The organism is Mesobacillus harenae, assembly GCF_013343715.1.
GTDB classification, from domain to species: domain Bacteria; phylum Bacillota; class Bacilli; order Bacillales; family Cytobacillaceae; genus Mesobacillus_A; species Mesobacillus_A harenae.
In genome coordinates this window covers 18,948-43,359 of the sequence record NZ_JABUNR010000020.1, presented here as the reverse complement: position 1 = coordinate 43,359, position 24,412 = coordinate 18,948, and the positions used below count along the sequence as shown (strand labels likewise).

Below are 24,412 nucleotides of genomic sequence, written 5' to 3'. Positions count from 1 at the left end.
CTGGACACTAGGGGAAGCTTCTAAGAGAATAGGCTCCGCAGGAACAAGCTGTGCTTGTTCCGAGTCGGCTCCGCTTTTCTATTTCGTTAGCATTCTTGAGATGACTAGGCGCTGGATTTCTTGTGTGCCTTCGTAGATTTGGGTGATTTTAGCGTCACGCATAAATCTTTCAACCGGGTAATCCTTTGTGTAGCCATAGCCTCCGAAAATTTGCACTGCTTCTGTAGTAACCTTCATGGCTGTATCGCCTGCTAATAACTTAGACATGGCAGACTCTTTGCCATATGGAAGGCCTTCTGATTCAAGCCATGCTGCCTGATAGGTTAATAATCTTGAAGCTTCAATGCTTGTTGCCATATCGGCAAGCTTAAAGCCAATTCCTTGTTGAGATGCAATTGGCTTACCAAATTGATGGCGTTCTTTTGCATAATCCGTAGACGCATCCAGGGCTCCTTGTGCAATCCCCACTGCCTGAGCAGCAATTCCATTTCTTCCGCCGTCAAGAGTCATCATGGCAATTTTAAAGCCATCTCCTACATTGCCAAGCACATTTTCCTTGGGCACACGGCAGTCTTCAAAAATAATTTCAGTCGTAGGTGATGAACGAATCCCTAATTTTTTTTCTTTCTTTCCAACAGAGAATCCTGGGAAATCTTTTTCGATGATGAAGGCTGTTGTGCCTTTATGCTTATTCTCAGGGTCAGTTAGTGCAAAAACAACATAAGTATCGGCAATGCCTCCGTTTGTAATGAAGATTTTTGAGCCATTCAATACATACTCATCACCAACAAGCTTGGCATTGGTTCTCATTCCGCCAGCATCTGAACCGCTTCCTGGTTCAGTTAGACCGTATGCACCAATTTTCTCTCCGAGTGCCATTGGCTTTAAATATTTCTGTTTTTGCTCCTCAGAACCAAACTTAAAGATGGGCCATCCTGCTAACGAGGTGTGAGCTGAAAGGGTTACGCCTACAGATGCACATACGCGGGACAGCTCTTCGATTGCAATACAGTAAGCTAAGTAATCACTGCCAATTCCACCGTACTCTTCCGGCCATGGAATCCCTGTTAAACCAAGCTCTGCCATCTTATCAAAAATTTCACGGTCAAACCGTTCTTCCTCGTCTCTTTCAGCAGCTGTCGGTGCTACTTCTTGTCTAGCAAAGTCTCTAACCATTTTACGAATCATTTCATGTTCTTCACTTAATCGGAAATTCATTTTTATATCCTCCATCTCTCTATCTTTAAAGTTGTTTGCTTATAACAATTTTTTGAATCTCGCTTGTACCTTCATAAATTTCCGTGATTTTTGCATCGCGGAAATATCGTTCAACAGGGTAATCCTCTGTATAGCCGTACCCGCCAAAAATCTGGATGGCCTCTGTTGCCACATCTACCGCTGTTTTAGAGGCATATAATTTAGCCATAGATGCTTCTTTTCCACAACGTTCCCCTTTTGCCCGCAGCTCGGCAGCACGGTAGATCAAGAGCTTTGACGCCTCGACTGCAGTTGCCATATCTGCAAGTTTAAAGCCAATGCCCTGCTGTGCAGCAATCGGTTTTCCAAACTGGCGGCGTTCCTTGGCATAAGCAGTAGCTACTTCAAGGGCTGCTTCTGCAATTCCAAGCGCCTGTGCTGCAATACCGATTCGGCCAACATCAAGGTTTGCCAAAGCTACTTTAAAGCCTTCGTTTTCCTTACCAAGCAGGTTTTCTGCTGGGACTCGCATATCTTCGAATGTTAGCTGGACCGTTCGCGAACCGTGGAGTCCCATTTTTCGCTCATCTTTTCCAACGAAGAAACCGGTTGTGTTTTTTTCAACGATAAAGGCGGAGATCCCTTTACTGCCTAGTTCTGGACTTGTGCTGGCAAACACAATATATGTATCTGCTTCTCCACCATTTGTGATAAATACCTTTGATCCATTAAGGATGTAATGGTCTCCGTCTTTTACAGCTCTTGTTTTCAAGCTTCCTGCATCAGATCCTGCGCTTGGCTCAGTCAGACAGAAGGCCCCCAAATATTCCCCAGAAGCCAGTTTTGGGACATACTTTTGCTTTTGCTCCTCCGTTCCGAAATAAAGAATCGGACTGGTACCTACAGACGTATGTACCGAAAGAATAACCCCAACCGTAGCACTTACCTTGGAGAGCTCATGTATAGCAATAATGTAGGAAATAAAGTCCATCTCCGCTCCGCCATATTCTTCTGGTATGGGGATTCCCATTAACCCGAGCTCTCCCATTTTTTTAAGAACCTCTCGCGGAAATTCCCCTTGCTCCATTTTTTCAACAAAGGGGGCAATCTCTGTATCCGCAAAATCGCGAACCATCTTCCTCATCATGTTTTGCTCTTCTGTAAATCTCAGGTCCATATGATTTCCTCCCAGACATGGGTTTGGGTTATTGTAAATTACTCATAAACATAGAATCCGCGTCCTGTTTTCTTCCCTAACCAGCCTGCCCTTACATATTTTCGCAAAAGCGGGCAAGGCCGGTACTTTGTGTCCCCAAAACCTTCATGCAGCGTTTCCATAATGTATAGACATGTATCAAGTCCAATAAAGTCAGCAAGGGTTAATGGCCCCATTGGATGATTCATTCCTAGCTTCATTACATCATCAATCGCTTCCTTGGAAGCAACGCCCTCATAAAGGGTATAGATCGCTTCATTAATCATTGGCATTAAGATACGGTTCGAGACGAAACCTGGAAAATCATTTACTTCTACAGGGACTTTATTTAACGCCTTGGTGATTTCCTGAATCGTCTCGTATGTTTCATCTGCTGTTGCCAGGCCGCGGATAATTTCAACAAGCTTCATAACTGGCACCGGATTCATAAAGTGCATCCCTATTACTTTCTCCGGACGCTTTGTTGCTGCTGCTATTTCTGTGATTGGCAGGGATGAAGTATTTGTCGCGAGAATGGTATGCTCTGCAGCAATTTCATCAAGCTGACTGAACAGCTTAGACTTGATCTCCATGTTTTCCACAGCCGCTTCAATTACCAGGTCCACTGAGCTTGCACTTTGAATATCTGTTGAAGTTTCAACTCGGGATAGCACATTTTCAAGCTCTTCCGCCGTCATCCGCCCTTTATCCACCTGGCGGGCCAAATTCTTTCTGATCACCCCAAGTCCACGCTCAACAAACTCGGGTTTTAGGTCGTTCAAAATAACTTGGAAGCCTGCCTGAGCACATACTTGGGCAATACCTGAACCCATCTGCCCAGCTCCAATGACCATAATTTTCTCAACCTTCATGACTATTCCCCCTTTATTCAGTGAAACTATGAAACTAGTTAGTTGGTCTCTATAGCAGTCTGCTTACGCTTTTCTTGGTACTTCGATCATGATGGCGTCGCCTTGCCCGCCTCCGCTGCAGATGGCCGCAATGCCAATTCCGCCGCCGCGCCGCTTTAGTTCATGCATGAGTGTTATGATAATTCTCGCTCCGCTGGCTCCGATTGGATGGCCGAGGGCAACTGCACCGCCGTTCACGTTCACTTTTTCAGGATCAATGTTTGCAATTTTTCCGCTTGCTAATGCTACAGCGGCAAACGCCTCATTAATTTCAAATAAGTCGATTTCTTCAAGCGTCTTTCCTGTCTTCTTAAGTAGTTCGTTGATGACCAAGCCTGGTGTTTTTGGGAAGTCTTTCGCTTCAACCGCGATCGCAGTGTGTCCTAAAATAAGTGCTTCTGGAGTACGCCCCTCCCGCTCGGCTCGTTCTTCGCTCATTAACACTAGCGCCGCCGCACCGTCATTTACTCCCGGCGCATTTCCAGCTGTGATGGTTCCATCTGAGTTAAAAACAGATCCAAGCTTTGTCAGCTTTTCGATGGTAGTATCTTTGCGTGGTGCTTCATCATTCTCTACAACGATAGGGTCACCTTTTCGCTGGGGCACGTTTACAGGAACGATTTCCTCAGCTAGTTTACCTGACTCTATCGCTGCAACGGCACGCTGGTGGCTTCGATAAGCCCACTGATCTTGATCTACGCGGCTTAATTCCATCTCATTTGCAACCGAATTTCCGTATGTCCCCATATGTGCACCAGTAAAGCTGCAGCTTAAGCCATCGTGCAGCATTAGATCCTTAACTGCTGAATCCCCCATGCGCAGTCCCCAGCGTGCTTTCGGCATTAGGTATGGTGCATTGCTCATAGACTCCATTCCACCGGCAACAATTACCTCTTCATCACCTGCACGAATAATCTGGTCTGCAAGCGTAACACTGCGCATCCCAGAAGCACATACCTTATTGATTGTTTCTGTTTTAACTTCCCAAGGAAGGCCGGCATTTCTCGCAGCCTGGCGAGACGGAATTTGACCCTGTCCGCCCTGGAGAACACTGCCCATTATGAGCTCATCAACCTGTTCAGAACTTACCCCCGCTCGTTCAAGTGAACTTTTCACAGCAATGCCGCCTAGCTGTGATGCTGTTAAGCTCGCCAAAGCTCCGCCAAATTTCCCAAACGGTGTTCTGGCACCTGATAAAATAACTGTTTTCCCCATAAGTTCCACTCCCTTTTAATTAATCCTAGAAACGCTGCGTTATTTTCCTTTTGGACCATACTGACTGAACGCTCGCTCGATGAAATCCAGAAAGAAAACAGGGATTTCCCCTGCAGATTGAAAACGCTTTATTGCGAAAAAAAGCAGAAGCTGAAACACCTTTTGAAAAAATTCAAGCAGTTATGCGAATTTTAACTGTGCCTCAGCTTCTACTATGGATTCAGCAAAGATAATTTTTAGTTTTTATGAAACAAGCTGCTTGTTTTCACCGATGACAGCTTTTTCAAGCAATTCTGCAACGTCATAAGTAGAAACAGTTTCTTCTACTTCCTTCGCCTTCGTTCCGTCTGAGAGCATCGTCAGGCAGTATGGGCAGCCAGAACTGATAACAGTTGGGTTAACAGCTAAAGCTTGTTCTGTCCGGGATACGTTGATTCTGTGGCCCGTTTCTTCTTCCATCCACATTAGTCCGCCACCAGCACCACAGCACATTGCATCTTCACGATTCCGCTCGATTTCATGCAGTGTAACACCCTTGATGGATTTTAATATGTCGCGTGGAGGATCATAAACCTCGTTGTAACGCCCTAAATAACAAGAGTCATGGAACGTAATGGTTTCGTTAACCTCATACCTTGGAGTCAGCTTTCCTTCCCTGACAAGCTCCGCAAGCAGCTCTGTATGATGGTAGACTTCTGCTTCGAATCCAAAGTCCGGATATTCATTTTTAAAGATATTATATGCGTGAGGGTCGATCGTAACGATCTTTTTCACTTCATTCTTTTCAAATTCTTCAATGTTTTTTGTTGCCAGCTCCTGGAAAAGGAATTCGTTGCCTAGGCGACGCGGAGTATCTCCAGAGTTCTTTTCCTTGTTTCCAAGGATGGCAAATTTCACGCCAGCTTCGTTTAACAGACGGGCAAATGATAACGCGATTTTTTGGCTGCGGTTATCATAAGAACCCATTGCTCCAACCCAGAACAAGTATTCAAACTCTTCGCCGGATTTTTTCATTTCCTTAATGGTTGGAACATGAACATCGTCACGCTGGTCGCGCCAGTCTTCACGCTCTTTGCGGTTTAATCCCCAAGGATTGCCCTGGCGTTCGATATTCGTCATCGCACGCTGTGCATCCGGATCCATTTTACCTTCTGTAAGGACCAGATAACGGCGCAGGTCGATAATCTTATCAACGTGTTTGTTCATAACTGGACACTGATCTTCACAGTTACGGCAAGTTGTACAAGCCCAAAGTTCTTCTTCGGTAATCACGTCTCCGATTAAACTTGGACTATATTCAACCGCAGCAGCTGCTTCTTCAGCACCTTGGCCAGCAGCCGCAAGAGCAAGCTGATTTCCCTTTGTATTGGAAAAAGCAAATGTTGGTACCCATGGCTGTTTGGACGTTACGACGGCACCATGATTAGTGAGATGGTCACGCATCTTAACAATGATGTCCATTGGTGACAGCATTTTACCTGTGTTTGTCGCAGGACACATATTTGTACAGCGTCCGCATTCCACACATGCATAGAAGTCGATCATTTGAATCTGATCGAAGTCTTCGATTTTACCGACACCAAAGCTTTCCTGAGATTCGTCTTCAAAATCAATCTTCTTCAGCTTGGTTTTGTCATCTTGAAAATACGTATTGGCAGGCCCGGCTATCAAATGCGCATGCTTGGACTGCGGTACATAAACCAAGAAAGCAAGCAGGAATAATAAGTGAATCCACCATGAAATGTAGAATATAACAATCGAAGCGGTCGTTCCAATCCCCGAGAAAATGATAGCAATGGCTGAGGCAACCGGCTCTGTCCATGTTGCTTCATGGCCATGCCAGATCATGCCCATACCGTTCCCAAGAAGAACAGAAAGCATGAGTCCTCCAATAAACAGAAGAACTAGTCCATTTTTAAAGCCTCGCTTAAGTCGTACAAGTTTTTCCACGTAGCGGCGGTAAAAAGCCCATACAACAGCAACCAGGATGGTTAGGGTAACGATCTCCTGGAAGAATGTAAAGCCAGCGTAAAGCGGTCCCAGTGGAAGGTGAGAGCCAGGACTGAGGCCCTTCCAAATAAAGTCAATCGCGCCAAACTGAACTAAAATAAAACCATAAAAGAACATAACGTGGATTAATCCGCTTTTCTTGTCTTTTAAAAGTTTTTTCTGCCCGAATACATTTACCCAAACACGTTCGAGCCGCTCTTTAAGCTTTTTCTCAAACTCCACTTTTCTCCCAAGCTTGATGAATTCAATTCTTGTTTTGACCACGTACACAAAAAGGCTTAAGGCGTAAGCGGTTACAAGTAAAAAAGCAATTAAGTTTACCCATAAGAGAGCATTCATATTGTGTTCTACCCCTTTCATGAAGTTTGCGGCTAAGAGCAGCCTTGACAGGCAAGTCTCTCAAATGACGAAAATTTCTAAACCATAAAATTTTCTGAATTTAATCTTATTTTAAATATGAATGAGCATTCAGTCAACCATTTTTAACTATTCTTGTTAAAAACCTGCTGTTCTATTTTTGAGAATTTATCATAGAAGCGCCGTTTTCGGAAAAAATAACGGAAATACTACGCGAGGAGCAGGATATTGTGACCATAACATTTACAATGATTGGATTCATTCTACTCCTATTTGTATGGCTGATGGCTGATTTTTCGCTAGGCAGGAAAAAACACCTTAGCCAAGCACGATTTGAAACCTATCCGGTCCGCTCAGGGAGCCTGGTTTTATTTACCAAAGGCGAGAAGCTTTTTACCGATATGTTCAATGAGCTAAAAAAAGCTGAACACCATATCCACGTTCTTTTTTACATTGCTAAGAATGATCAAATCAGCTGTGACTTTTTGGCTATTCTAAAGGATAAAGCAAAAGCTGGTATCGAGGTTCGGCTTCTATTGGACCGGATCGGCTCAAAGTCTGTTTCACGCCAAATGATTAAAGACCTGAAGCAGTCAGGGGTAAAATTCTCTTTTTGCAACGTCCCTCGGTTTCCGTATATTTTTTACAGTACACAGGTAAGAAATCACCGCAAGATTACGATCATTGACGGGAAAGTTGGCTACCTTGGAGGATACAATCTCGGGAAAGAATACATAGATAAAGACCCTGAACTTAGTCCGTGGCGAGACTACCATTTAAAGCTGATAGGAGAAAGTGTCCAGGACTTGCAGCAGGAATTTTTGCTGGATTGGAATAGAACCGTAAAAACTGGGCTGCTTAAGGAAAGGGTCTATTTTCCTCAGCTTCCGAAAGGACCTTTGCAACAGCAAATCGTCGCCTCTGAAGGTGTCCACTTGGAACAAGTATTATCCTCACTAATAAAAAAAGCAGACCAGTCAATAACGATAGGCACTCCCTATTTCGTACCAAGCAAAAGACTGCAGGAGGATATGCTACATGCTCTAAAGAGAGGCATCCGGCTGACCATTTTATTTCCTCATCAGGCAGACCATATTCTTGTTAAAGAAGCTTCCTACTATTTTTTGAGACCGCTTTTAAAAGAGGGAGCAAGGGTATATGAGTATATGAAAGGCTTTTATCATGCAAAAGTAATTTTGATTGATGATAAAGTATGTGATTTAGGAACGGCCAATTTTGATAAGCGAAGCATTTTTTTAAATCATGAGTTAAATTGCATTATCTTTGATGAAACTTTTTCTCAAAAAATGGCTGCTGTCTTGCACAAGGATATCCTTGATTCTGAAGAGCTGACACTCATGAAATTGAGCGGGTTTAACCCTTTTCGGACTTTAAAAGAAAAGGCTGCCCTTTCCATCTCCTACTTTCTATGAACAACGGTTAGCGGGCCTTCATATGTTATTCATATGTTCGGCCCATTTATTTCAGACGTTTTTATGGACAAACTTCCGCTAAAAAAGGAGTATCGATATGATTATACGATTTGGCTATGTTTCGCATGCGATCACCTTATGGGAGGCCTCCCCAGCAAAAACGCTGACCTTTACCCGCTACAAAGCAATGGAAGAGAAAGAACGCATGGAAAGACTTCTAATTGCTACATCTCTAAACTTAAAAAACACCATAAGAATGCTCCACTATAACATTGCTCATGATATTGAGGTATACCGGTTCTCAAGCTCGCTTGTCCCGCTTGCAACCCACCCTGAGGTGCGCTGGGACTTTGTAACTCCATTTAAAAAAGAATGGAAGGAGATTGGAACCTTAGTAAAAAAGCACAAGCTGCGCTCAAGTTTTCATCCGAGCGCTTTTACCTTGTTCACGTCACCGCGTCAGGAGGTAACAGCTAACGCCATTATTGATATGGACTATCATTACCGGATGTTTGAGGCGATGGGACTAGAAAAAGAGGGTACGTTAAATATTCATATTGGCGGGGCATACGGGGAAAAAGAAACAACGATTCTCCGGTTTCACGAAAACCTAAAACAGCTCCCTTCTCATATTAAGAAAGTAATGACCCTCGAGAATGATGACAAAACTTATAATTCTGATGAAACACTTCTTGCATGTCAAAAGGAAGATATCCCGTTTGCATTCGACTACCACCACCATCTCGCCAATCCGGGGGAAGAGCCGCTCGAAGATTTGCTTCCTAAAGCCTTTAAAACCTGGGAGCGCACGGGCATTAGGCCAAAGATTCACATATCATCTCCTAGGTCAGAGCAAGCCTACAGAGCTCATGCCGATTACATCGATGCAGATTATATCGCCCCGCTCCTAAAAATTTTAAGAGAGATTAATGTAAACGTTGATTTGATGATTGAGGCCAAGCTAAAAGATCAGGCTTTACTCGCCCTTGTAGATGAACTAAGCAAGATTCGCGGCGTTAAGCGAATTCGTGGGGCCGCACTGCAGTGGAAGTAGGATATAAAAAGAGGCGTTCGCCAGGTAGCGAACGCCTCTTTTTTATCTTTCCTTACATTTTCTCAGGTGCTGATACACCAATCAATGCCAGTGCATTGCGAAGTGTGATCTGGACTGACTTTATTAACGCCATACGCGCTACTGTTTTATCTTTGTTTTCAAGATCCAATACTTTCTCAGCGTTATAGAAGCTGTGGAAAACTGATGCTAGATCAAAGATATAATTGGTGATGCGGTGCGGCATCCGCTTTTCTGCTGCCTCTGCCACTGCCAGCGGGAATTCACCAAGTTTTTTCAGCAAATCAATTTCTTTTTCGGACCCAAGAATAGAGACATTTGCATTCAGATCATAAATGATTCCCTGTTCTGCACCCTGACGCAGAATGCTCGAAATTCGAGCATGCGCATATTGCGCGTAGTAAACAGGATTTTCATTTGACTGGGAAACGGCAAGGTCCAAGTCAAAATCTAAATGGGTATCTGCGCTTCTCATTGCGAAAAAATAACGTGTGGCATCGAGGCCAACTTCATCAATCAAGTCACGCATCGTGATCGCTTTACCCGTCCGCTTGCTCATTTTCATTTTTTCCCCGTCTTTATAAAGATGAACAAGTTGAATAATTTCAACCTCAAGCGTCTCGCGGGCATAACCTAGTGCCTGAATCGCCGCTTTCATCCTCGGAATATAACCATGGTGATCGGCACCCCAGATGTTAATCAGTTTTTCAAAGCCACGGTCAATCTTATCCTTATGATAAGCGATATCTGGAGTAAGGTATGTATATGATCCGTCCTGTTTGATCATTACGCGGTCCTTATCATCCCCAAAAGTTGTTGAACGGAACCATGTTGCTCCGCCTTCTTCGAAAATATGGCCATTATCTTTCAGAACTTGCATGGCTTCATCGATTTTCCCATTATTATAAAGCGATGTTTCAGAATACCAGACATCAAACGGAACACGGAAGTTTTCAAGATCTTGTTTTAGCTTTTCCATTTCGTATTTCAAGCCGTATTCTCTAAAAAAGTCAAACCGCTCCTGCTCAGGAACATTAACATATTTATCACCGAATTCTTCAGCAAGCCGATCTCCAATTCCGATCACATCTGCTCCCTGGTAACCGTCCTCAGGCATTTCTTTTTCAAGGCCGAGCGCCTGAAAATAGCGTGCCTCAACGGATAAGGCCAGGTTATTAATTTGGTTTCCTGCATCGTTAATGTAATATTCACGAGAAACATTATAGCCCGCTTTATCGAGAATATTGCACAAAGAATCACCTACCGCCGCACCTCGTGCATGTCCAAGGTGAAGGTCGCCAGTTGGGTTTGCTGAAACAAACTCGACTTGAACCTTTTGATTGTTTCCGACCGCAGTGCGGCCGTACTCTTCCATCGATTCGAGAATGGTTGGAATCAGCTGCGTCAGGTAACTATTGTCGAGATGAAAATTAATAAACCCCGGTCCAGCTATCTCAATTTTTTCAATAGAAGCTTTGCTTTTATCAAAGTGTTCAATCAGTTCTTCGGCAACTTTCCGCGGCGGCTTTTTCGCTATGCGCGCTAGCTGCATCGCCATATTGGTTGAATAATCACCATGCGCCTTTTCTTTCGGAACCTCAAGGATGACTTCAGGAATTTGTTCTTCAGCAGCGAGGCTGGCTTTAAGAACGGCCTCTCTAATTTCCTGCTTCAATTTCTTTTGGACTTGCTCGACTATGTTCATTATTTCCCTTCCTCCTTGAACGTGATCGTTAAATGGTATGTACCCGCAGCAGAGCCTTGGACCGCTAGTTCATACAGCACGTCCACAACTCCCTCTGTTTTTTCCTCATTATAAGTAATTTCCAGCCGCTTGGTGACTGTTTCTGTCAACAGCTGGCCCATTGGTGTTTCATATGTACCCCGCAGCTTCTTATGAAGGCGAAAGGGCAGCCTCATTTTGACCGAGCCGCTTCTCATAATTCGGAGCTCTGAATCCATCATCTTGACCGTTGTATGAATCTTCCCCTCTTCAATTGGTTCATCATATTGAAGATAGGAGCTTGTCTCTTTTTTATAAAATTGACCAGACGTTGTCAAATCAATCTTCTCCTGATGGCCTTCGCTGTGAATGATGGTTTTCACATCCACTTTCACATTAGTCTGTTCAGCCGGACGTACCATCCCATCACATCCTTTTTCCTATATTATAACTGAATAGGGTGACAGGCACCATCCAGAAAACTGGATGGTGCCTGTCACCACATCAAATTTATTTAACCCAGCCAAGCAGCATTTCACGTATAAGTTTTGAGGCAGTGTTGGCTGTTTGCTCGGAGTGGTCATAAATCGGGGCCACTTCTACTAAATCAGCTCCAACCACGTTCACTTGGGAACGGGCTATTTCATGGATAGACGCAAGCAATTCTCTTGAAGTAATCCCGCCTGCATCCACAGTTCCTGTACCGGGCGCATGGGCCGGGTCGAGAACATCGATGTCAATCGTAATATAAACAGGCCGGCCTGCAAGTGTTGGAAGAATTTCCTTCAGCGGCTCAAGCACTTCAAATTTGGAAATATGCATGCCAGCCTTCTTCGCCCACTCAAATTCTTCCTTCATTCCAGAACGAATTCCAAATGAATAGACATTTTCTGGTCCAATATGCTCAGCAATTTTCCTGATCGGTGTTGAATGAGAGAGGGGCTCTCCTTCATAGTGTTCGCGCAGGTCTGTATGTGCGTCCATATGAATAATCGCTAGGTCTTTATATTTTCTTGAAACAGCCTTCATAACAGGCCAAGAAACAAGATGTTCCCCGCCCATTCCAAGTGGAAACTTATCTGCTGCTAAGAGCTTATCAACAAATTCTTCGATAAGATCTAAGCTTTTCTGTGGATTTCCAAACGGCAGGGGAATATCGCCGGCATCGAAATATTTTACATCTTCAAGTTCCCGGTCTAGATAGGCACTGTATTCCTCAAGACCGATTGACACCTCTCGAATTCTGGTTGGGCCAAATCGTGAACCTGGGCGGTAGCTGACTGTCCAATCCATCGGCATCCCGTATAAAACAGCCTTGCTTTCCAAGTAGTTAGAGTGGCTGCCAATAAATACATTTCCTGAATAAGCTTCATCAAATCTCAAAAGCGGTAACCTCCTTATATTTTATCTGAATATTCGGTACAAATGAATTAAGTTGGAATTCCCCGGAATTAATTCCGAATAGACCTGAATTAAATTTAAACTCCCCTGAATTCCTCTAAATCACCCGGGAAAAACTTAAAGAATCACTTTAAGGGAGGGGAAAAATCCCCCTCTGAAAAGCGCCCGGCTGAGGGCGCTTTAGAGTGCATGTTTAAGTTTTATGTAAATAATGGAGACGGCTTGTCCAAAATTAAACAAGTCGTCTCCGCTTTTAGGTTTTATTTTACAAGGTCTCCGACGAATTTCGGAAGTACGAATGCTGCGTTATGAAGTTCCTTTGTGTAGTACTTAGTATCAATCTCATGGAACCGATCTTCACTTACTTCTAATGGATCATACTTTTTGGATCCGATTGTGAATGCCCACATCCCGCTTGGGTACGTTGGGATATTAGCAATATAAAGACGGGTAATTGGGAAAATTTCTTTCACATCACGCAGTACATCTCTAATTAAATCCGCTTTAAACCACGGGTTATCCGATTGTGCAACAAAAATCCCATCTTCCTTTAAAGCCTTGGAAATTCCAGAATAAAAACCCTTTGTAAAAAGATTTACGGCCGGTCCTACAGGTTCAGTGGAGTCAACCATGATGACATCATATTCATTTTCACTTTTGGCAATGTGCATGAAGCCATCGCCAACCTGGACGTCCACTCGCGGATCGTCTAGCTTGCCTGCAATTTCTGGAAGGTACTTTTTAGAGTATTCAATGACCTTTCCATCAATATCAACAAGTGTCGCCTTTTTTACACTCGGATGCTTTAAAATTTCGCGGATAACACCACCGTCTCCGCCGCCTACTACTAGTACATTTTCAGGATTAGGATGTGTAAATAACGGAACATGTGCAACCATTTCATGATAAACAAATTCATCTTTAACAGACGTCATTACCATGTCATCCAAGAGCAGCATATTTCCCCATTCTTCGGTCTCTACCATATCAAGCTTTTGAAAATCAGTTTGTTCTGTATGTAAAGTACGCTTGACCTTCATTGTAATTCCGAAGTTTTCGGTTTGTTTTTCAGTAAACCATAGACCCATAACATTCATTCCTTTCGATTTTCCAAAAATAGTTCGGCTGTTTCGCAAAAGAAGAGGCTGATTTCGTTCCAAATCGAGATTTCCCTTTATTTATAATTCCCCAACATAGCGATTACAAACATGACAAAAAGTATAGATGAATCTAGCAAAATTGCAAGAAAAATTTACTAATTAACGTTTAAAATCACCTGTTTCCTTTCATACTGTGAATATGTGGATATTTAAGCATTACATTTGGGATGAAAGGGGGCAGGCATGATGGAATTGATGACAGATCAGCGTTTTCGTAAAACAGTCAAGTATTTACGGGCACTCTTTTTTATTGCATTAATCAGTACAGCGCTGGCTATGCTTTGCTATCTTTCTATTACTGGCTACGCAAAACTGCTTGGAGCACCGCCACTTGCCGTCCCACAGTCCAGTTTATATTTTTCCGACGACGAAACAATTATCGGTGAAAGCCACAGTGGGCAAAAACGCTACTGGGTAGCCCTCGATGATATCTCCCCATCCTTAATCGATGCGACTTTAGCCATTGAGGACCGCCGTTTTTACGATCACAGCGGCTTTGATTATAAACGAATTGCCGGCGCCGCCCTCGCTGATATAAAAGCACTTGCAAAGGTTCAGGGGGCCAGCACCATAACACAGCAGTATGCCCGGAACCTTTTCCTTGAGCACGATAAAACATGGAAACGAAAAATGAATGAAGCATTTTATACAATCCGGATCGAAATGAATTACTCTAAGGATGAAATTCTCGAAGGCTATCTAAATACAATATATTATGGACACGGCGCATATGGGGTCCAGGCCGCAAGCCAATTTTATTTCGGTAAAAATGCGAAGGACCTCAACCTGGCGGAAGCTTCCATCCTTGCTGGCGTTCCAAAAGGGCCAGGGCTGTATTCCCCACTAACATCTTTTGATAAAGCAAAACAGCGGCAGCAGCTGCTTCTCGATTCTATGGTTAAAAACAAGTCTATTAATGCGGAAACCGCAGCACTAGCTAAAGAGGCACCACTAGATATCATTGGAGAGCATCAGCACGATTCTCTTGTAACTGCGCCTTATTTTCAGGATGCAGTTCGCAATGCACTGAAGACTCAGCTTAATCTTGATGAACGCACAATTGAACTTGGCGGCTTGAGAGTGTATACAACACTTAATCTAAAGCAGCAGGAGATTGCCGAAGAGACGGTAAAAAAGCTGATTTCTGAGGAATCTGAAATCCAGACAGGCTTGGTTGCTCTCGATCCCAAAACTGGACATGTTAAGGCAATGGTTGGCGGCCGTGACTACGGCAACAGCTCCTTTAACAGGGCCATTCAGGCTGTCAGGCAGCCAGGATCCACCATTAAACCTCTGTTGTATTACGCTGCATTAGAGCATGGCTTCACTCCATCAACGATGATGAAAAGTGAAATCACTACATTTCGGTTTGATGACGGAAGACCCGAGTACACGCCTCATAACTTTAATAACCGCTATGCAGGCGGAGAAATTACTATGGCTCAGGCACTAGCTCTATCCGACAATGTATATGCCGTAAAAACCCATCTGTTTCTTGGAGAAGACACTCTTATGAAAACAGCGGACCGTTTCGGAATAACAACTGAGCAGGATATGGTTCCATCCCTTGCTCTAGGTACATCAGGGGTAAGAGTGATTGATATCGCTGGAGCATACAGTCTGTTTGCAAATGGCGGCAAAACTGTCTCCCCTGTGTTGATTAAGAAAGTTGAAAATCATAAAGGCGATGTCATTTTCAAAGCCAAAAAGGCAGATGAACAAGTTTTAAAACCCGAGCTTGCCTCTGTTATGACTCATATGCTGACTGGTATCTTTGATAAAAAACTTAACGGCTATGCACCTGTGACCGGCAGCACCCTAATAAATGACATGACCCGCCCATATGCCGGTAAATCCGGTTCAACGGAAACTGACAGCTGGATGGTTGGATACACTCCCCAGCTTGTTACGGCTGTTTGGACAGGCTATGATCAAGGAAAACCCATCGATTTAACAGTTGAAAAAACCTATGCGAAAAATATTTGGATTCATTTTATGGAAAATGCCTTAAAAGACGAACCTGTAAAAGATTTTAAAGCAGCCAAAGGGACCGTTGGGGTTTATATTAACCCCGATAACGGAAAAATCGCGACTGACAACTGCCCGGTGAAACGGCTCACTTATTTTAAAACCGGAACTGAACCGACCGAATATTGTACCGATCATCTAGATGATAATGAGCCAATAAAAGAAGAGCCAAAGCCTTCCAAGAAAAAACCATGGTATAAACGGATCTTTGGCGGCTGAACATAAAAATCCCCAGACAATAGTTTGTCCGGGGGATTTTTATGTTCAGCTAAGTTTCAAACTCGTCTCATTCATAAGCCAGTCTTTTCATGGCAAATCAGACTGTTTAATGCTTTCGCTTCACGTGTCCTAGCGTCAAATGTGTTTGCGCTGTTTTTAAGTTTACTTTCTTTAGCCCATTTGGGCAAGTAGAAGACAAACTTTGTTCACAAATATTTCACATTTTCGACAAGAAATTTATTTGGCATTCAAGTCTTCTTTTAGCTTGTCACTAGCCCTTTCCCACATGCCAGCATCATGGTTTTTTAGGAAATCACTAAGAATTCCCTTTGACTTATTATCCATATGGTCCACAATTATATGGCGCTTAATTGATTTATCAAGGCGGTTTACGTGTTCAGGCAAGGATTTATAGCCGCGGCGAATCTCTTGGTTAACGGTCATTTCACAAGCCGTAGCTCCTGCGTAATATGGACCTTCTGGTTTTCGGTCTATCGTAACCCATACGAGCCAAAACAGTTTTGCATCCGGAACGTCTTCCTTGTTTGGGAGGAATTTAATGCGTTTTTCAATCGCACTCCTTGCATGCATGGCCCCTATATCGACTACAGCTTCGCCCCCTTCTACATCAATAATGACTGGGGAGACATTATCGAGACTTAAGGAACCTCCACCAAACCCTCCATGCCCGTCTGTCGGGTCGTTTTTTATAATGTTGAACCCTATGCTTTTCTTCTTTTTCTCTTCCATGACATCTTACCTCCTGCTACAAGGTCATTTTTTTATGCGATAAATAACTGATAGAAAAATTCATGCAAGTCTGACATCAAGCCTGGCAAAATAAAGCTGAAAATCGGCTGAATCGTGTACTGATCTAATGGTGTAATAACCAAAATCAAAAAAATCAGCGACCCATAGTTTTCATATTGTGACATCTTAACCCGAATATGCGACGGTGCTAAATCCTCAATAATCCGATAGCCGTCGAGGGGCGGAAACGGCAGCAAATTAAACACAAACAAAACAATGTTTAGTGAGATAAATAGTTCAAGAAATTCAAGCACATACACCGGCAAGCCAGCCAAAATCCCAGCACCTGCAAGGCCATAGAGGATTGTTAAGGCGATAAGGGAAAGGATCAGGTTGCTGACGGGACCGGCAACTGATACTAATATCCCTGCAAGCTTTGGATTCTTAAAAAAGAAACGGTTAACCGGAACCGGCCTTGCCCACCCAAAGCCCATGATAAAAATCAAAATTGTTCCAAAGGGATCCAAATGCTGAAGCGGATTCAATGTTAGTCTTCCCTGATTTTTTGCTGTTGGATCACCAAATTTATAAGCTACAAATGCGTGGGCAAATTCATGTATCGTAAACGCAATCACTAAAGTGATAATTACATAAGGAATTTGATCCCACGGAAACGCTAAAAACCGCTCCAAAAATTCCACATCTCAATCCCCTTTTTTCTAGATATACCTAAATTAGTCCAGTCTGATAAAATAAGCACGACTTCACCTGCTGGCCCTCCAGTGCTTGTCGGGGCTGGACAGTCGGCTCCGCTTTTATTTGGCTAGCTGCTCCTCCTAGCCCCTCGTGCACTTCGGTCCATCTGATGAAGTCAAAGTACGACTTCACCTGCTGGCCCTCCAGTGCTTGTCGGGGCTGGACAGTCGGCTCCGCTTTTATTTTAGTATACATGAATGGGGCTTTAATGTGAAAAGTGAGAATCGTGATCTGCTTGCAAAATTAATTGAATTATGAAAAACTACAGCTAGTTAGTTTAGGAGGAATGAACATGCCATATGTTACTGTCAAAATGCTGGAAGGCCGTACTGAAGATCAAAAAAGAGCGCTTGTTGAAAAGGTGACTGACGCTGTCAGCGAAACTACAGGAGCACCAAAAGAGAAAATTGCGGTGTTTATTGAAGAGATGAGTAAAAACCAATATGCCATCAATGGAAAGCTCCTTAGTGACGAGCAAAACTAAAAACGCGACATTAGCCTTCATGTTACATAAAATACCTGGATATAAAACAAAAGCTAAGCATCTTAATGCTTAGATCAGACTATCGACAAAAGGCAGCGAAATGCTTTTCCTCGCTGCCTTTTGTCATCTTTTTGTTGGAATGGTTGAAAAAAGCTGTTTCTGCTCCGGGCGCTTGCTTTCCGGGGGGCGGGCGATGAGCCTCCTCGGTCGCATCGCTCCCTGCGGGGTCTCACCTGTCCCGCTAATCCCCCAGGAGTCAAGCACCCTCCGCTCCAATAAGCAGGTTTGCTCTCAAATTTTTGACCCCAAACCTGTGAGATAAGCTATATAGAGTGATCGTCAAGCACTTTGCCAAGTCCTAGTTGCTAGTTTTTTTAAATCCATTGCAGCAAGTTAAGCATCGCCAGCATGACATGCTGCCCTTCGCATCAACAAAGATTTATTCTATTTTATAAGTGGATTGGAGAAGAGGGTGGCGACTCCTCGAAACTCCTCATTATGCTATCGCATAATTTCGTGCGATGTGAATTCTCGGATGCTTTCCATGTGCTATCGCATTTCCTTCGTGCGTGTGCAAATTCGAAGATCCCCAATCAATTTCCTGCGGGAAAAGCGGCTCGTCCCCGTCCGCCGAAAGCTTGCACCCGGAGTGGAAAACTAATCTCACTAGTTATTCTAACTAAATTTTAAAATAAAAAGACCGTAGGCAAACTCAAAATTCTTCGAGTTTGTCTACAGTCTATGCTAAGCACCTTAATGCTTAGCTTTTTGTTGAAGTCCGTTAATAAAGCCAAATGCTTGAGCCATTTCCTCATCAGTGTAGCGCTGGCTCTTTTTTAATGTGTGAACTTTCTCTATTACCTCTGTTTCTGGAAGGTTATCAAAATACAAAATCGTTGATACGAGTTCCAGAAATCTTGCACTTTGGCCGTTTATATCTCCAAGGCAATCCTGCAGGCTAGGCATTTCAATGCTGTTAAGTCCCAAAAACTCTTTTCCAGAATCCGTTAAACTATAACGGTACTGAAAGTAATTCCCCTTGTCTTCCTTCGCTTCGTTTAAAAAGCCCATGTTGCACAGTTCTTCCACCCGCAATGTCAATTCCTCTGAATAAGGTCCATAAAAGTGAAACTGGAACCGTTCCTGGAATGGGAAATTCATCTTTTTGGCAATGTATATCATTTTCTGCAGTTTTTTCCGGCCAACAACTTCACCGGAGACGGCAACAGCATGAATAATTTTAGCATGATCTTTTAACAATCTCGTCATCTCCCGTTTTTAAATTAACAAAGCAAGTATCTGTTTCACATAAGGGTTTTCTGGGCTTTTTTCAAGGAGGTCTGCCGGATAATAAAGTTTATGGTCCGTTCTTCTTTTACCCGAAATCGCATCGACAATCTCAGACTCTCTTGAAAGCTCGCGCACCTCTCCGTTTTTTAGAAGCAAATGAATAGGAAGCCGTTCTTCTTCCTCGCCTGGACGATAAAAGTCGTAAGGAAGATCGGATGAAGAATCGACGACAAGATAGTATTCCGGGTCTATTTCTGCTTTTACAAATAAAGCGGAAAGTTCAGCTAACTTTTTGTATTCTTTTGCCGGGTCAAACTCTGCATATTTAAATAAATTCCGGTTAAGAAACCTTGTGCAAAGATCTCTCAGTATTTGATCTTCTTCCTCCTGCCACATCTGAAAATAGTAGAGGAAAACCGCCTCGTCCAATTTTAAATAGTCTTCAAGCGTAAGCTGATCTTTAAAAAGGGAATAAAAGTGAAGCGGATTATATTTAAAGGAATAATTATTTTGATAGAGGTCTTTAGCACGGTGAAGAATCTTGGTGAGGATTACCTCTGCACTCCTGGTTACTGGGTGAAAGTAGACCTGCCAATACATTTGATACCTGCTCATTATGTAATCTTCAACAGCATGCATACCGCTTTGTTTAATGACAACCTGATCTTCTTTTGGACGCATAACGCGGAGAATCCGTTCCATATCAAAATGCCCATAACTGACGCCGGTAAAATAGGCATCACGCTGCAGATAATCCATCCGATCTGCATCAATTTGGCTTGATATCAGGCTGACCACCAGCTTGTCCTCTGATGTTTTGGCGATTACTTCGGCAACCCGTTTTGGGAAATCCTGTTCAACCCTTGATAAAACTTCATTTACTTCTGTATCTCCTAAGATTATTGCCTGTGTAAAGTCCTCATGATCCAGGTCAAACACCTTCTCGAAGGAATGGGAAAACGGCCCATGCCCTAAGTCATGAAGTAAAGCTGCACATAAGGAAAGCAGCCTTTTTTCTTCGTTCCATTCCGGACGCCCCTCAAACGCAATATCCACAATCCGGCGAACAATTTCATAGACACCCAGCGAATGGTTAAAACGGCTGTGTTCTGCCCCATGGAAGGTCAGGTAGGTAGTACCCAGCTGTTTAATTCTGCGGAGGCGCTGAAATTCCTTTGTCCCGATTAAGTCCCATATGAGTCTGTCTCGTACATGGATGTATCGATGTACCGGATCTTTAAATACCTTTTCTTCGCTAAGCTTTTCCGTCGAATACCCCATTGTTTCCCTTCTTCCTGTTTTCATGTATCTATTATAGCCCGTTTATGGTTCCAATTCACCTCGACTTTCTGCAAAAAAAGATAATTTTTGACAAAAATCCCTATATGGCAAGGTTTCTCGATGACAAAAAAATTACCTCTAAGCTTTAGCTCAAAGGCAATTTTTATTTTAGCTTTTTGTTGATTTTCTCCATTAATTCTTCTTCTGTTAATGCAGCTACCGGTCGGTTATTAACAAACGCGAAGGTTTTTTTTCGTCCAGGGCCGCAATAGCTCTGGCAGCCAATTTCAATCTCGGCCTCAGCATCCAGTTGTTTCAGGCGGGGAATGAGCGTTTTTAAGTTTACGGCCTGACAATCGTCGCAAACTTTGAATTCATTACTCATCGTAATACAATCCTTTCTATATAAAACCAAAGTAATCTATTAGTTAATCATGAATAAAATTGATTAATTTCTGTTACTAGCTCGAAAACGCATACGTTTTTTCCGTTTGCTAAAGGGTATTTTACATTTTCTCCTCTCTGAATGCAAGCCGAATTCAATCATATGATTCACTAGAGAATTTAAGCTTTAAAAGGTTTTTCCAATACCTATCTATCGAAAAATTGGAAAAGTCTACTATCCTTTCATTGATTTTAGTATAAACCTTGGAAAAACCGGACAAACTTGGACTAGAACTTTTAATAATATTAAAAAAATAGGGAGTTGAGTTAACATGAAAGTTCGCCAGGATGCCTGGACAGATGAAAATGATTTATTGCTAGCCGAAACAGTGCTGCGGCACGTAAGAGAAGGCAGCACCCAATTGAATGCTTTTGAAGAAGTAGGCGACAAACTGAACCGTACATCTGCAGCATGTGGATTTAGATGGAATGCTGTTGTCCGCCATCGTTATGAGAAGGCCTTGCAGTTAGCTAAAAAGCAGCGAAAACAAAGACAGCGAATTCTTGGTAAGGACCAGGGCGGCAAGAAAAAATTGCTATATTCTCCACCCGTACCAACGATGGAAGACGTAGCGCCAACTCCAGCACCTGTTCCAGTTTCCGTTTCTGCATCCGATTCTTCCTCTGTTCAAGATACCGAAACCGATACATTCGAAACCGGGGCAATGGAGCAGGAAGCTTTTCAAGAATTTGCCGCTCACTATCAGGTTCCGCAACAGCCTGAACCAAGGCAAGTATATACACCTTCAGAAGAGCTGACATTGGAACGTGTTATTTCATTCTTACAAAACCTGGGAAGCTCAAACCTCCAAGTTGATATATACAAAAGTGAGAATGACAGATTAAAGCGGGAAATTGCTGAACTGAAGAAACTAAATCATGAGCTTGATCTGAAAATCTCTGATCTCGAACAAAATACTTTTACGATTCAGGAAGATTACGAGACGTTAATGAAAATCATGAATCGGGCCCGTAAGCTTGTGCTATTTGAAGAGGAAGAGCGTCCGGCTACAAAATTTAAGATGGACCGAAACGGCAACCTTGAAAAAGTAGCTGAGTAAACCATATTGGTTGTTAGCGCATATATATTTATATATAGATAGACAAGCAGGAGAGGGGCAGCATCCCTTAACAAGAAAAGCCGAAACTCTAAGCGTTTCGGCTTTTTTTATATCAGATGTTCTATAAGCTCGCTTCCGCTGTTGAGAGGACTTTTGCATTTCGCTCCACAACCCTCATATAATATTGCTCATACAAAAGTGTTTCTTCCTCTGTTAAAGAAGACGCTGCAAGCTTTCCGCTATTTTGCTGAAGAAAGGTTAAGAACCGAAGCACCACGTCTTGGACTGTAAGGCCCACGCCAGTGAGTTCAGAAAGAGACGCCATGACAGCAGGCTTAACCGCAGGGTAGCTGAACTTTGTTTGCTCTTGTCTTATTGCATGGTCATAAAATCCTTTAACCAATTCAGCTCGCTCACTGCCGCTCCCTGTTACACTAAGATAAATCTGAACAGCGACCCCTCTTTTCAGCCTGCGCTGGGAAATGCCTGCAAACTTTTTGCCTTCGATGCTTAAATCATAGCTTCCAGGGCAATAGGAGCCAACGATTTCCTTTGCCTCTATATCTTTATGAAAATCAGAAAACATCTCTTTTATTAAAATCCACATCGCATCATAACCGCGATTGATATCAATTCCTTTTTCCTGCTCAGTGAAAACAAGTGATAAGTTCAAAACTCCTTCATCTAGAGCAACGGCAAGTCCACCAGAATTCCTGACAATATATTGGCAACCTCTTTTTTCAAGGAATCTCAGTCCCTCCTGTAAAAATGGAAGCCTTGTATCCTGAATACCAAGAACAAAGGTGTTATGGTGAACCCACGCCCGAGCTGAAGCAGGTGATTGTCCTGTTCCCACTGAGGCACAAAGCGTATCGTCCATTGCAAATGACTGCAACGCATGAAAATGCGGTCCAAGTGCAGACTGATCAATTATTCTCCATGTGTCCTGACGAAGCAAATGAAGTGCCTCATTCATCTTTTTATCTCCTTTTACGTTCCTTTATAACAGAGGTATTATAGCATAAGTACCTGACTTGGTTAAAATTAATCTTTTATTAACTGGTTTCTATTAGTTTAACGTCGACTGAGATCAACTTTTATAGCAATATTCTACTTTTTGCTATTAATCGGTTTAAAAAACGGATATATTCCATGAATGGAGCAGGATATTCCATAAAAAACGGATATATTCCATAACGATAATGATTCTAAAAAACATTTAAAGACCAGCAAATATTTGCTGGCCCTTTCGTCTTTATTTATTAACCTATTGCCTGTCCTGCCGTAATTAGGGCTAGTTTGTAGACGTCCTCTTCGCTGCAGCCGCGGGACAGATCGTTTACCGGGCGGTTTAGGCCCTGAAGGATCGGTCCGACTGCCTCGAAGTTGCCAAGGCGCTGGGCAATTTTATAGCCGATGTTTCCTGCCTCAAGGCTTGGAAATATAAACACATTAGCATCTCCTTGCAATGGGGAGTTTGGTGCCTTCTTCTCAGCTACTGAAGGGACAAAAGCTGCATCAAATTGGAATTCGCCGTCAATTACCAGAAGCGGGTCACGAAGCTTCGCATCTTCCAGCGCCCTTGATACCTTTTCTGTTTCTGGTGATACAGCGGACCCTTTCGTTGAGAAGCTGAGCATAGCAACGCGCGGCTCAATATCAAACATCCTGGCCGTGCGGGCACTTTCAACCGCGATTTCAGCCAAATCCTGGCTGTCAGGTGAGATGTTGATTGCACAGTCAGCAAATACATATTTCTCATCTTCACGAACCATGATAAACACACCTGAAGTTTTACGAACACCCTCTTTTGTCTTAATAATTTGGAGGGCAGGCCGCACCGTATCTGCTGTTGAATGGGCTGCACCGCTTACAAGCCCATCTGCCTGGTTCGAATACACGAGCATGGTGCCGAAATAGTTCTCATCCAATAAGATTCTTCTCGCATCTTCATCAGTAACCTTGCCTTTACGTCTTTCAATAAATGAAGCAACCAGCTGGTCCATCATTGCAAAATTATTGGGGTCATAGATTTCAACTTTTTCAAGTGAAACATCCAAATCCTTAGCCAATTCCTGAATTCTTTCAATATTGCCTATCAAAATCGGCGTCAATATCCCGTCTTCAGCCAGTCTCCCAGCTGCTTTTAAAATCCGATCATCTAAGCCTTCCGGAAAAACGATTTTCATGTTCTGCCCAGTTACTTTTTCTTTTAACACTGAAAATAAATCACTCATAATACGTCCTCCTTAACTTCTATATCAATAGAATATCTTACCAGCCGCATTTTTCAAAATGTTGCAGCCGCTGAGACCGTTTCCAATCAATAAGTTCGTTTTTTATAAATATTTACAATAATCTGTTGGATCTCACGTACCAATGTCTATCCTGTTATAATATCTTCATTCTTTTACAAAATATCCTT

General features: G+C 43.0%; 22 protein-coding genes. 5 read left to right on the top strand and 17 right to left on the bottom strand.

Going from position 1 to position 24,412, the window contains the following annotated elements:
- Positions 1 to 78: 78 nt before the first annotated feature.
- The 5 genes from HRJ06_RS20065 to HRJ06_RS20045 form a co-directional block, all read right to left on the bottom strand.
- Positions 79 to 1,218, bottom strand: coding sequence for an acyl-CoA dehydrogenase (locus tag HRJ06_RS20065; RefSeq protein ID WP_174734754.1), 1,140 nt, complete (start codon positions 1,216 to 1,218; stop codon positions 79 to 81).
- 25 nt (positions 1,219 to 1,243) lie between these two features.
- A complete protein-coding gene (locus HRJ06_RS20060; protein ID WP_174734753.1) occupies positions 1,244 to 2,374 on the bottom strand; it encodes an acyl-CoA dehydrogenase in 1,131 nt (376 codons plus the stop codon).
- Between the two features lie 38 nt (positions 2,375 to 2,412).
- On the bottom strand, positions 2,413 to 3,264 hold the full coding sequence (locus HRJ06_RS20055; RefSeq protein WP_174734752.1) for a 3-hydroxybutyryl-CoA dehydrogenase: 852 nt from the start codon (positions 3,262 to 3,264) through the stop codon (positions 2,413 to 2,415).
- A 63-nt stretch (positions 3,265 to 3,327) separates the two neighbouring features.
- Positions 3,328 to 4,518 (bottom strand): acetyl-CoA C-acetyltransferase, encoded by a 1,191-nt coding sequence (locus HRJ06_RS20050; protein WP_174734751.1) that lies wholly within the window; start codon positions 4,516 to 4,518, stop codon positions 3,328 to 3,330.
- Between the two features lie 243 nt (positions 4,519 to 4,761).
- The gene (locus HRJ06_RS20045) at positions 4,762 to 6,867 is read right to left on the bottom strand and encodes a (Fe-S)-binding protein (protein ID WP_174734750.1); all 2,106 of its coding nucleotides are present in this window, start codon (positions 6,865 to 6,867) and stop codon (positions 4,762 to 4,764) included.
- 248 nt (positions 6,868 to 7,115) lie between these two features.
- Between HRJ06_RS20045 and cls the strand changes: the two genes are divergently transcribed.
- A complete protein-coding gene (cls, locus tag HRJ06_RS20040; RefSeq protein WP_338421128.1) occupies positions 7,116 to 8,318 on the top strand; it encodes a cardiolipin synthase in 1,203 nt (400 codons plus the stop codon).
- A gap of 97 nt (positions 8,319 to 8,415) precedes the next feature.
- Positions 8,416 to 9,372 carry a UV DNA damage repair endonuclease UvsE gene (uvsE, locus tag HRJ06_RS20035; protein ID WP_174734749.1) on the top strand — a complete coding sequence of 319 codons (957 nt, stop codon included), beginning with the start codon at positions 8,416 to 8,418 and terminating at the stop codon, positions 9,370 to 9,372.
- Between the two features lie 52 nt (positions 9,373 to 9,424).
- On the opposite strand, the gene argS is transcribed toward uvsE, so the two are convergent.
- From argS to speE, 4 genes are all read right to left on the bottom strand, one after another.
- Positions 9,425 to 11,095 carry an arginine--tRNA ligase gene (argS, locus tag HRJ06_RS20030; RefSeq protein WP_174734748.1) on the bottom strand — a complete coding sequence of 557 codons (1,671 nt, stop codon included), beginning with the start codon at positions 11,093 to 11,095 and terminating at the stop codon, positions 9,425 to 9,427.
- Complete coding sequence (locus HRJ06_RS20025) at positions 11,095 to 11,535, bottom strand: YwiB family protein (RefSeq protein WP_174734747.1); 441 nt, start codon at positions 11,533 to 11,535, stop codon at positions 11,095 to 11,097. Before HRJ06_RS20025 ends, argS begins: the two co-directional genes overlap by 1 nt.
- An 88-nt stretch (positions 11,536 to 11,623) precedes the next feature.
- A complete protein-coding gene (gene speB / locus HRJ06_RS20020; RefSeq protein WP_174734746.1) occupies positions 11,624 to 12,496 on the bottom strand; it encodes an agmatinase in 873 nt (290 codons plus the stop codon).
- A gap of 278 nt (positions 12,497 to 12,774) precedes the next feature.
- Complete coding sequence (gene speE, locus HRJ06_RS20015) at positions 12,775 to 13,602, bottom strand: spermidine synthase (protein WP_174734786.1); 828 nt, start codon at positions 13,600 to 13,602, stop codon at positions 12,775 to 12,777.
- A 258-nt stretch (positions 13,603 to 13,860) separates the two neighbouring features.
- Between speE and HRJ06_RS20010 the strand changes: the two genes are divergently transcribed.
- Complete coding sequence (locus HRJ06_RS20010; RefSeq protein WP_174734785.1) at positions 13,861 to 15,921, top strand: transglycosylase domain-containing protein; 2,061 nt, start codon at positions 13,861 to 13,863, stop codon at positions 15,919 to 15,921.
- A 237-nt stretch (positions 15,922 to 16,158) separates the two neighbouring features.
- Here HRJ06_RS20010 and HRJ06_RS20005 read toward each other — a convergent pair whose 3' ends face one another.
- Genes HRJ06_RS20005 through HRJ06_RS19995 form a run of 3 tightly spaced genes read right to left on the bottom strand, consistent with a single transcriptional unit; the run spans position 16,159 to position 17,559 of the window.
- Positions 16,159 to 16,671: a YwhD family protein gene (locus HRJ06_RS20005; protein WP_174734745.1), complete on the bottom strand. Its 513-nt coding sequence runs from the start codon at positions 16,669 to 16,671 to the stop codon at positions 16,159 to 16,161.
- A 32-nt stretch (positions 16,672 to 16,703) separates the two neighbouring features.
- Positions 16,704 to 17,363: a site-2 protease family protein gene (locus HRJ06_RS20000; RefSeq protein WP_174734784.1), complete on the bottom strand. Its 660-nt coding sequence runs from the start codon at positions 17,361 to 17,363 to the stop codon at positions 16,704 to 16,706.
- A 37-nt stretch (positions 17,364 to 17,400) separates the two neighbouring features.
- On the bottom strand, positions 17,401 to 17,559 hold the full coding sequence (locus HRJ06_RS19995) for a hypothetical protein (RefSeq protein ID WP_174734744.1): 159 nt from the start codon (positions 17,557 to 17,559) through the stop codon (positions 17,401 to 17,403).
- A gap of 160 nt (positions 17,560 to 17,719) precedes the next feature.
- Here HRJ06_RS19995 and HRJ06_RS19990 point away from each other — a divergent pair, with 160 nt between their 5' ends.
- Positions 17,720 to 17,911 (top strand): 2-hydroxymuconate tautomerase, encoded by a 192-nt coding sequence (locus tag HRJ06_RS19990; RefSeq protein ID WP_174734743.1) that lies wholly within the window; start codon positions 17,720 to 17,722, stop codon positions 17,909 to 17,911.
- 753 nt (positions 17,912 to 18,664) lie between these two features.
- On the opposite strand, the gene HRJ06_RS19985 is transcribed toward HRJ06_RS19990, so the two are convergent.
- From HRJ06_RS19985 to HRJ06_RS19975, 3 genes are all read right to left on the bottom strand, one after another.
- Complete coding sequence (locus HRJ06_RS19985) at positions 18,665 to 19,171, bottom strand: YwgA family protein (protein ID WP_174734742.1); 507 nt, start codon at positions 19,169 to 19,171, stop codon at positions 18,665 to 18,667.
- Positions 19,172 to 19,189: 18 nt separating this feature from the next.
- On the bottom strand, positions 19,190 to 20,482 hold the full coding sequence (locus HRJ06_RS19980; protein WP_174734741.1) for an HD domain-containing protein: 1,293 nt from the start codon (positions 20,480 to 20,482) through the stop codon (positions 19,190 to 19,192).
- A gap of 163 nt (positions 20,483 to 20,645) precedes the next feature.
- The gene (locus HRJ06_RS19975; RefSeq protein WP_174734740.1) at positions 20,646 to 20,867 is read right to left on the bottom strand and encodes a YuzB family protein; all 222 of its coding nucleotides are present in this window, start codon (positions 20,865 to 20,867) and stop codon (positions 20,646 to 20,648) included.
- A gap of 331 nt (positions 20,868 to 21,198) precedes the next feature.
- On the opposite strand from HRJ06_RS19975, the gene HRJ06_RS19970 reads away from it, so the two are divergent.
- On the top strand, positions 21,199 to 21,987 hold the full coding sequence (locus HRJ06_RS19970) for an RsfA family transcriptional regulator (protein WP_174734739.1): 789 nt from the start codon (positions 21,199 to 21,201) through the stop codon (positions 21,985 to 21,987).
- A 121-nt stretch (positions 21,988 to 22,108) separates the two neighbouring features.
- On the opposite strand, the gene lipL is transcribed toward HRJ06_RS19970, so the two are convergent.
- Positions 22,109 to 22,963, bottom strand: a complete 855-nt coding sequence (gene lipL / locus HRJ06_RS19965) for an octanoyl-[GcvH]:protein N-octanoyltransferase (protein ID WP_174734738.1) — start codon at positions 22,961 to 22,963, stop codon at positions 22,109 to 22,111.
- A 286-nt stretch (positions 22,964 to 23,249) separates the two neighbouring features.
- Entirely contained in the window at positions 23,250 to 24,224 is a 975-nt protein-coding gene (gene pta, locus HRJ06_RS19960) for a phosphate acetyltransferase (protein WP_174734737.1), read from the bottom strand.
- Positions 24,225 to 24,412 lie beyond the last annotated feature (188 nt).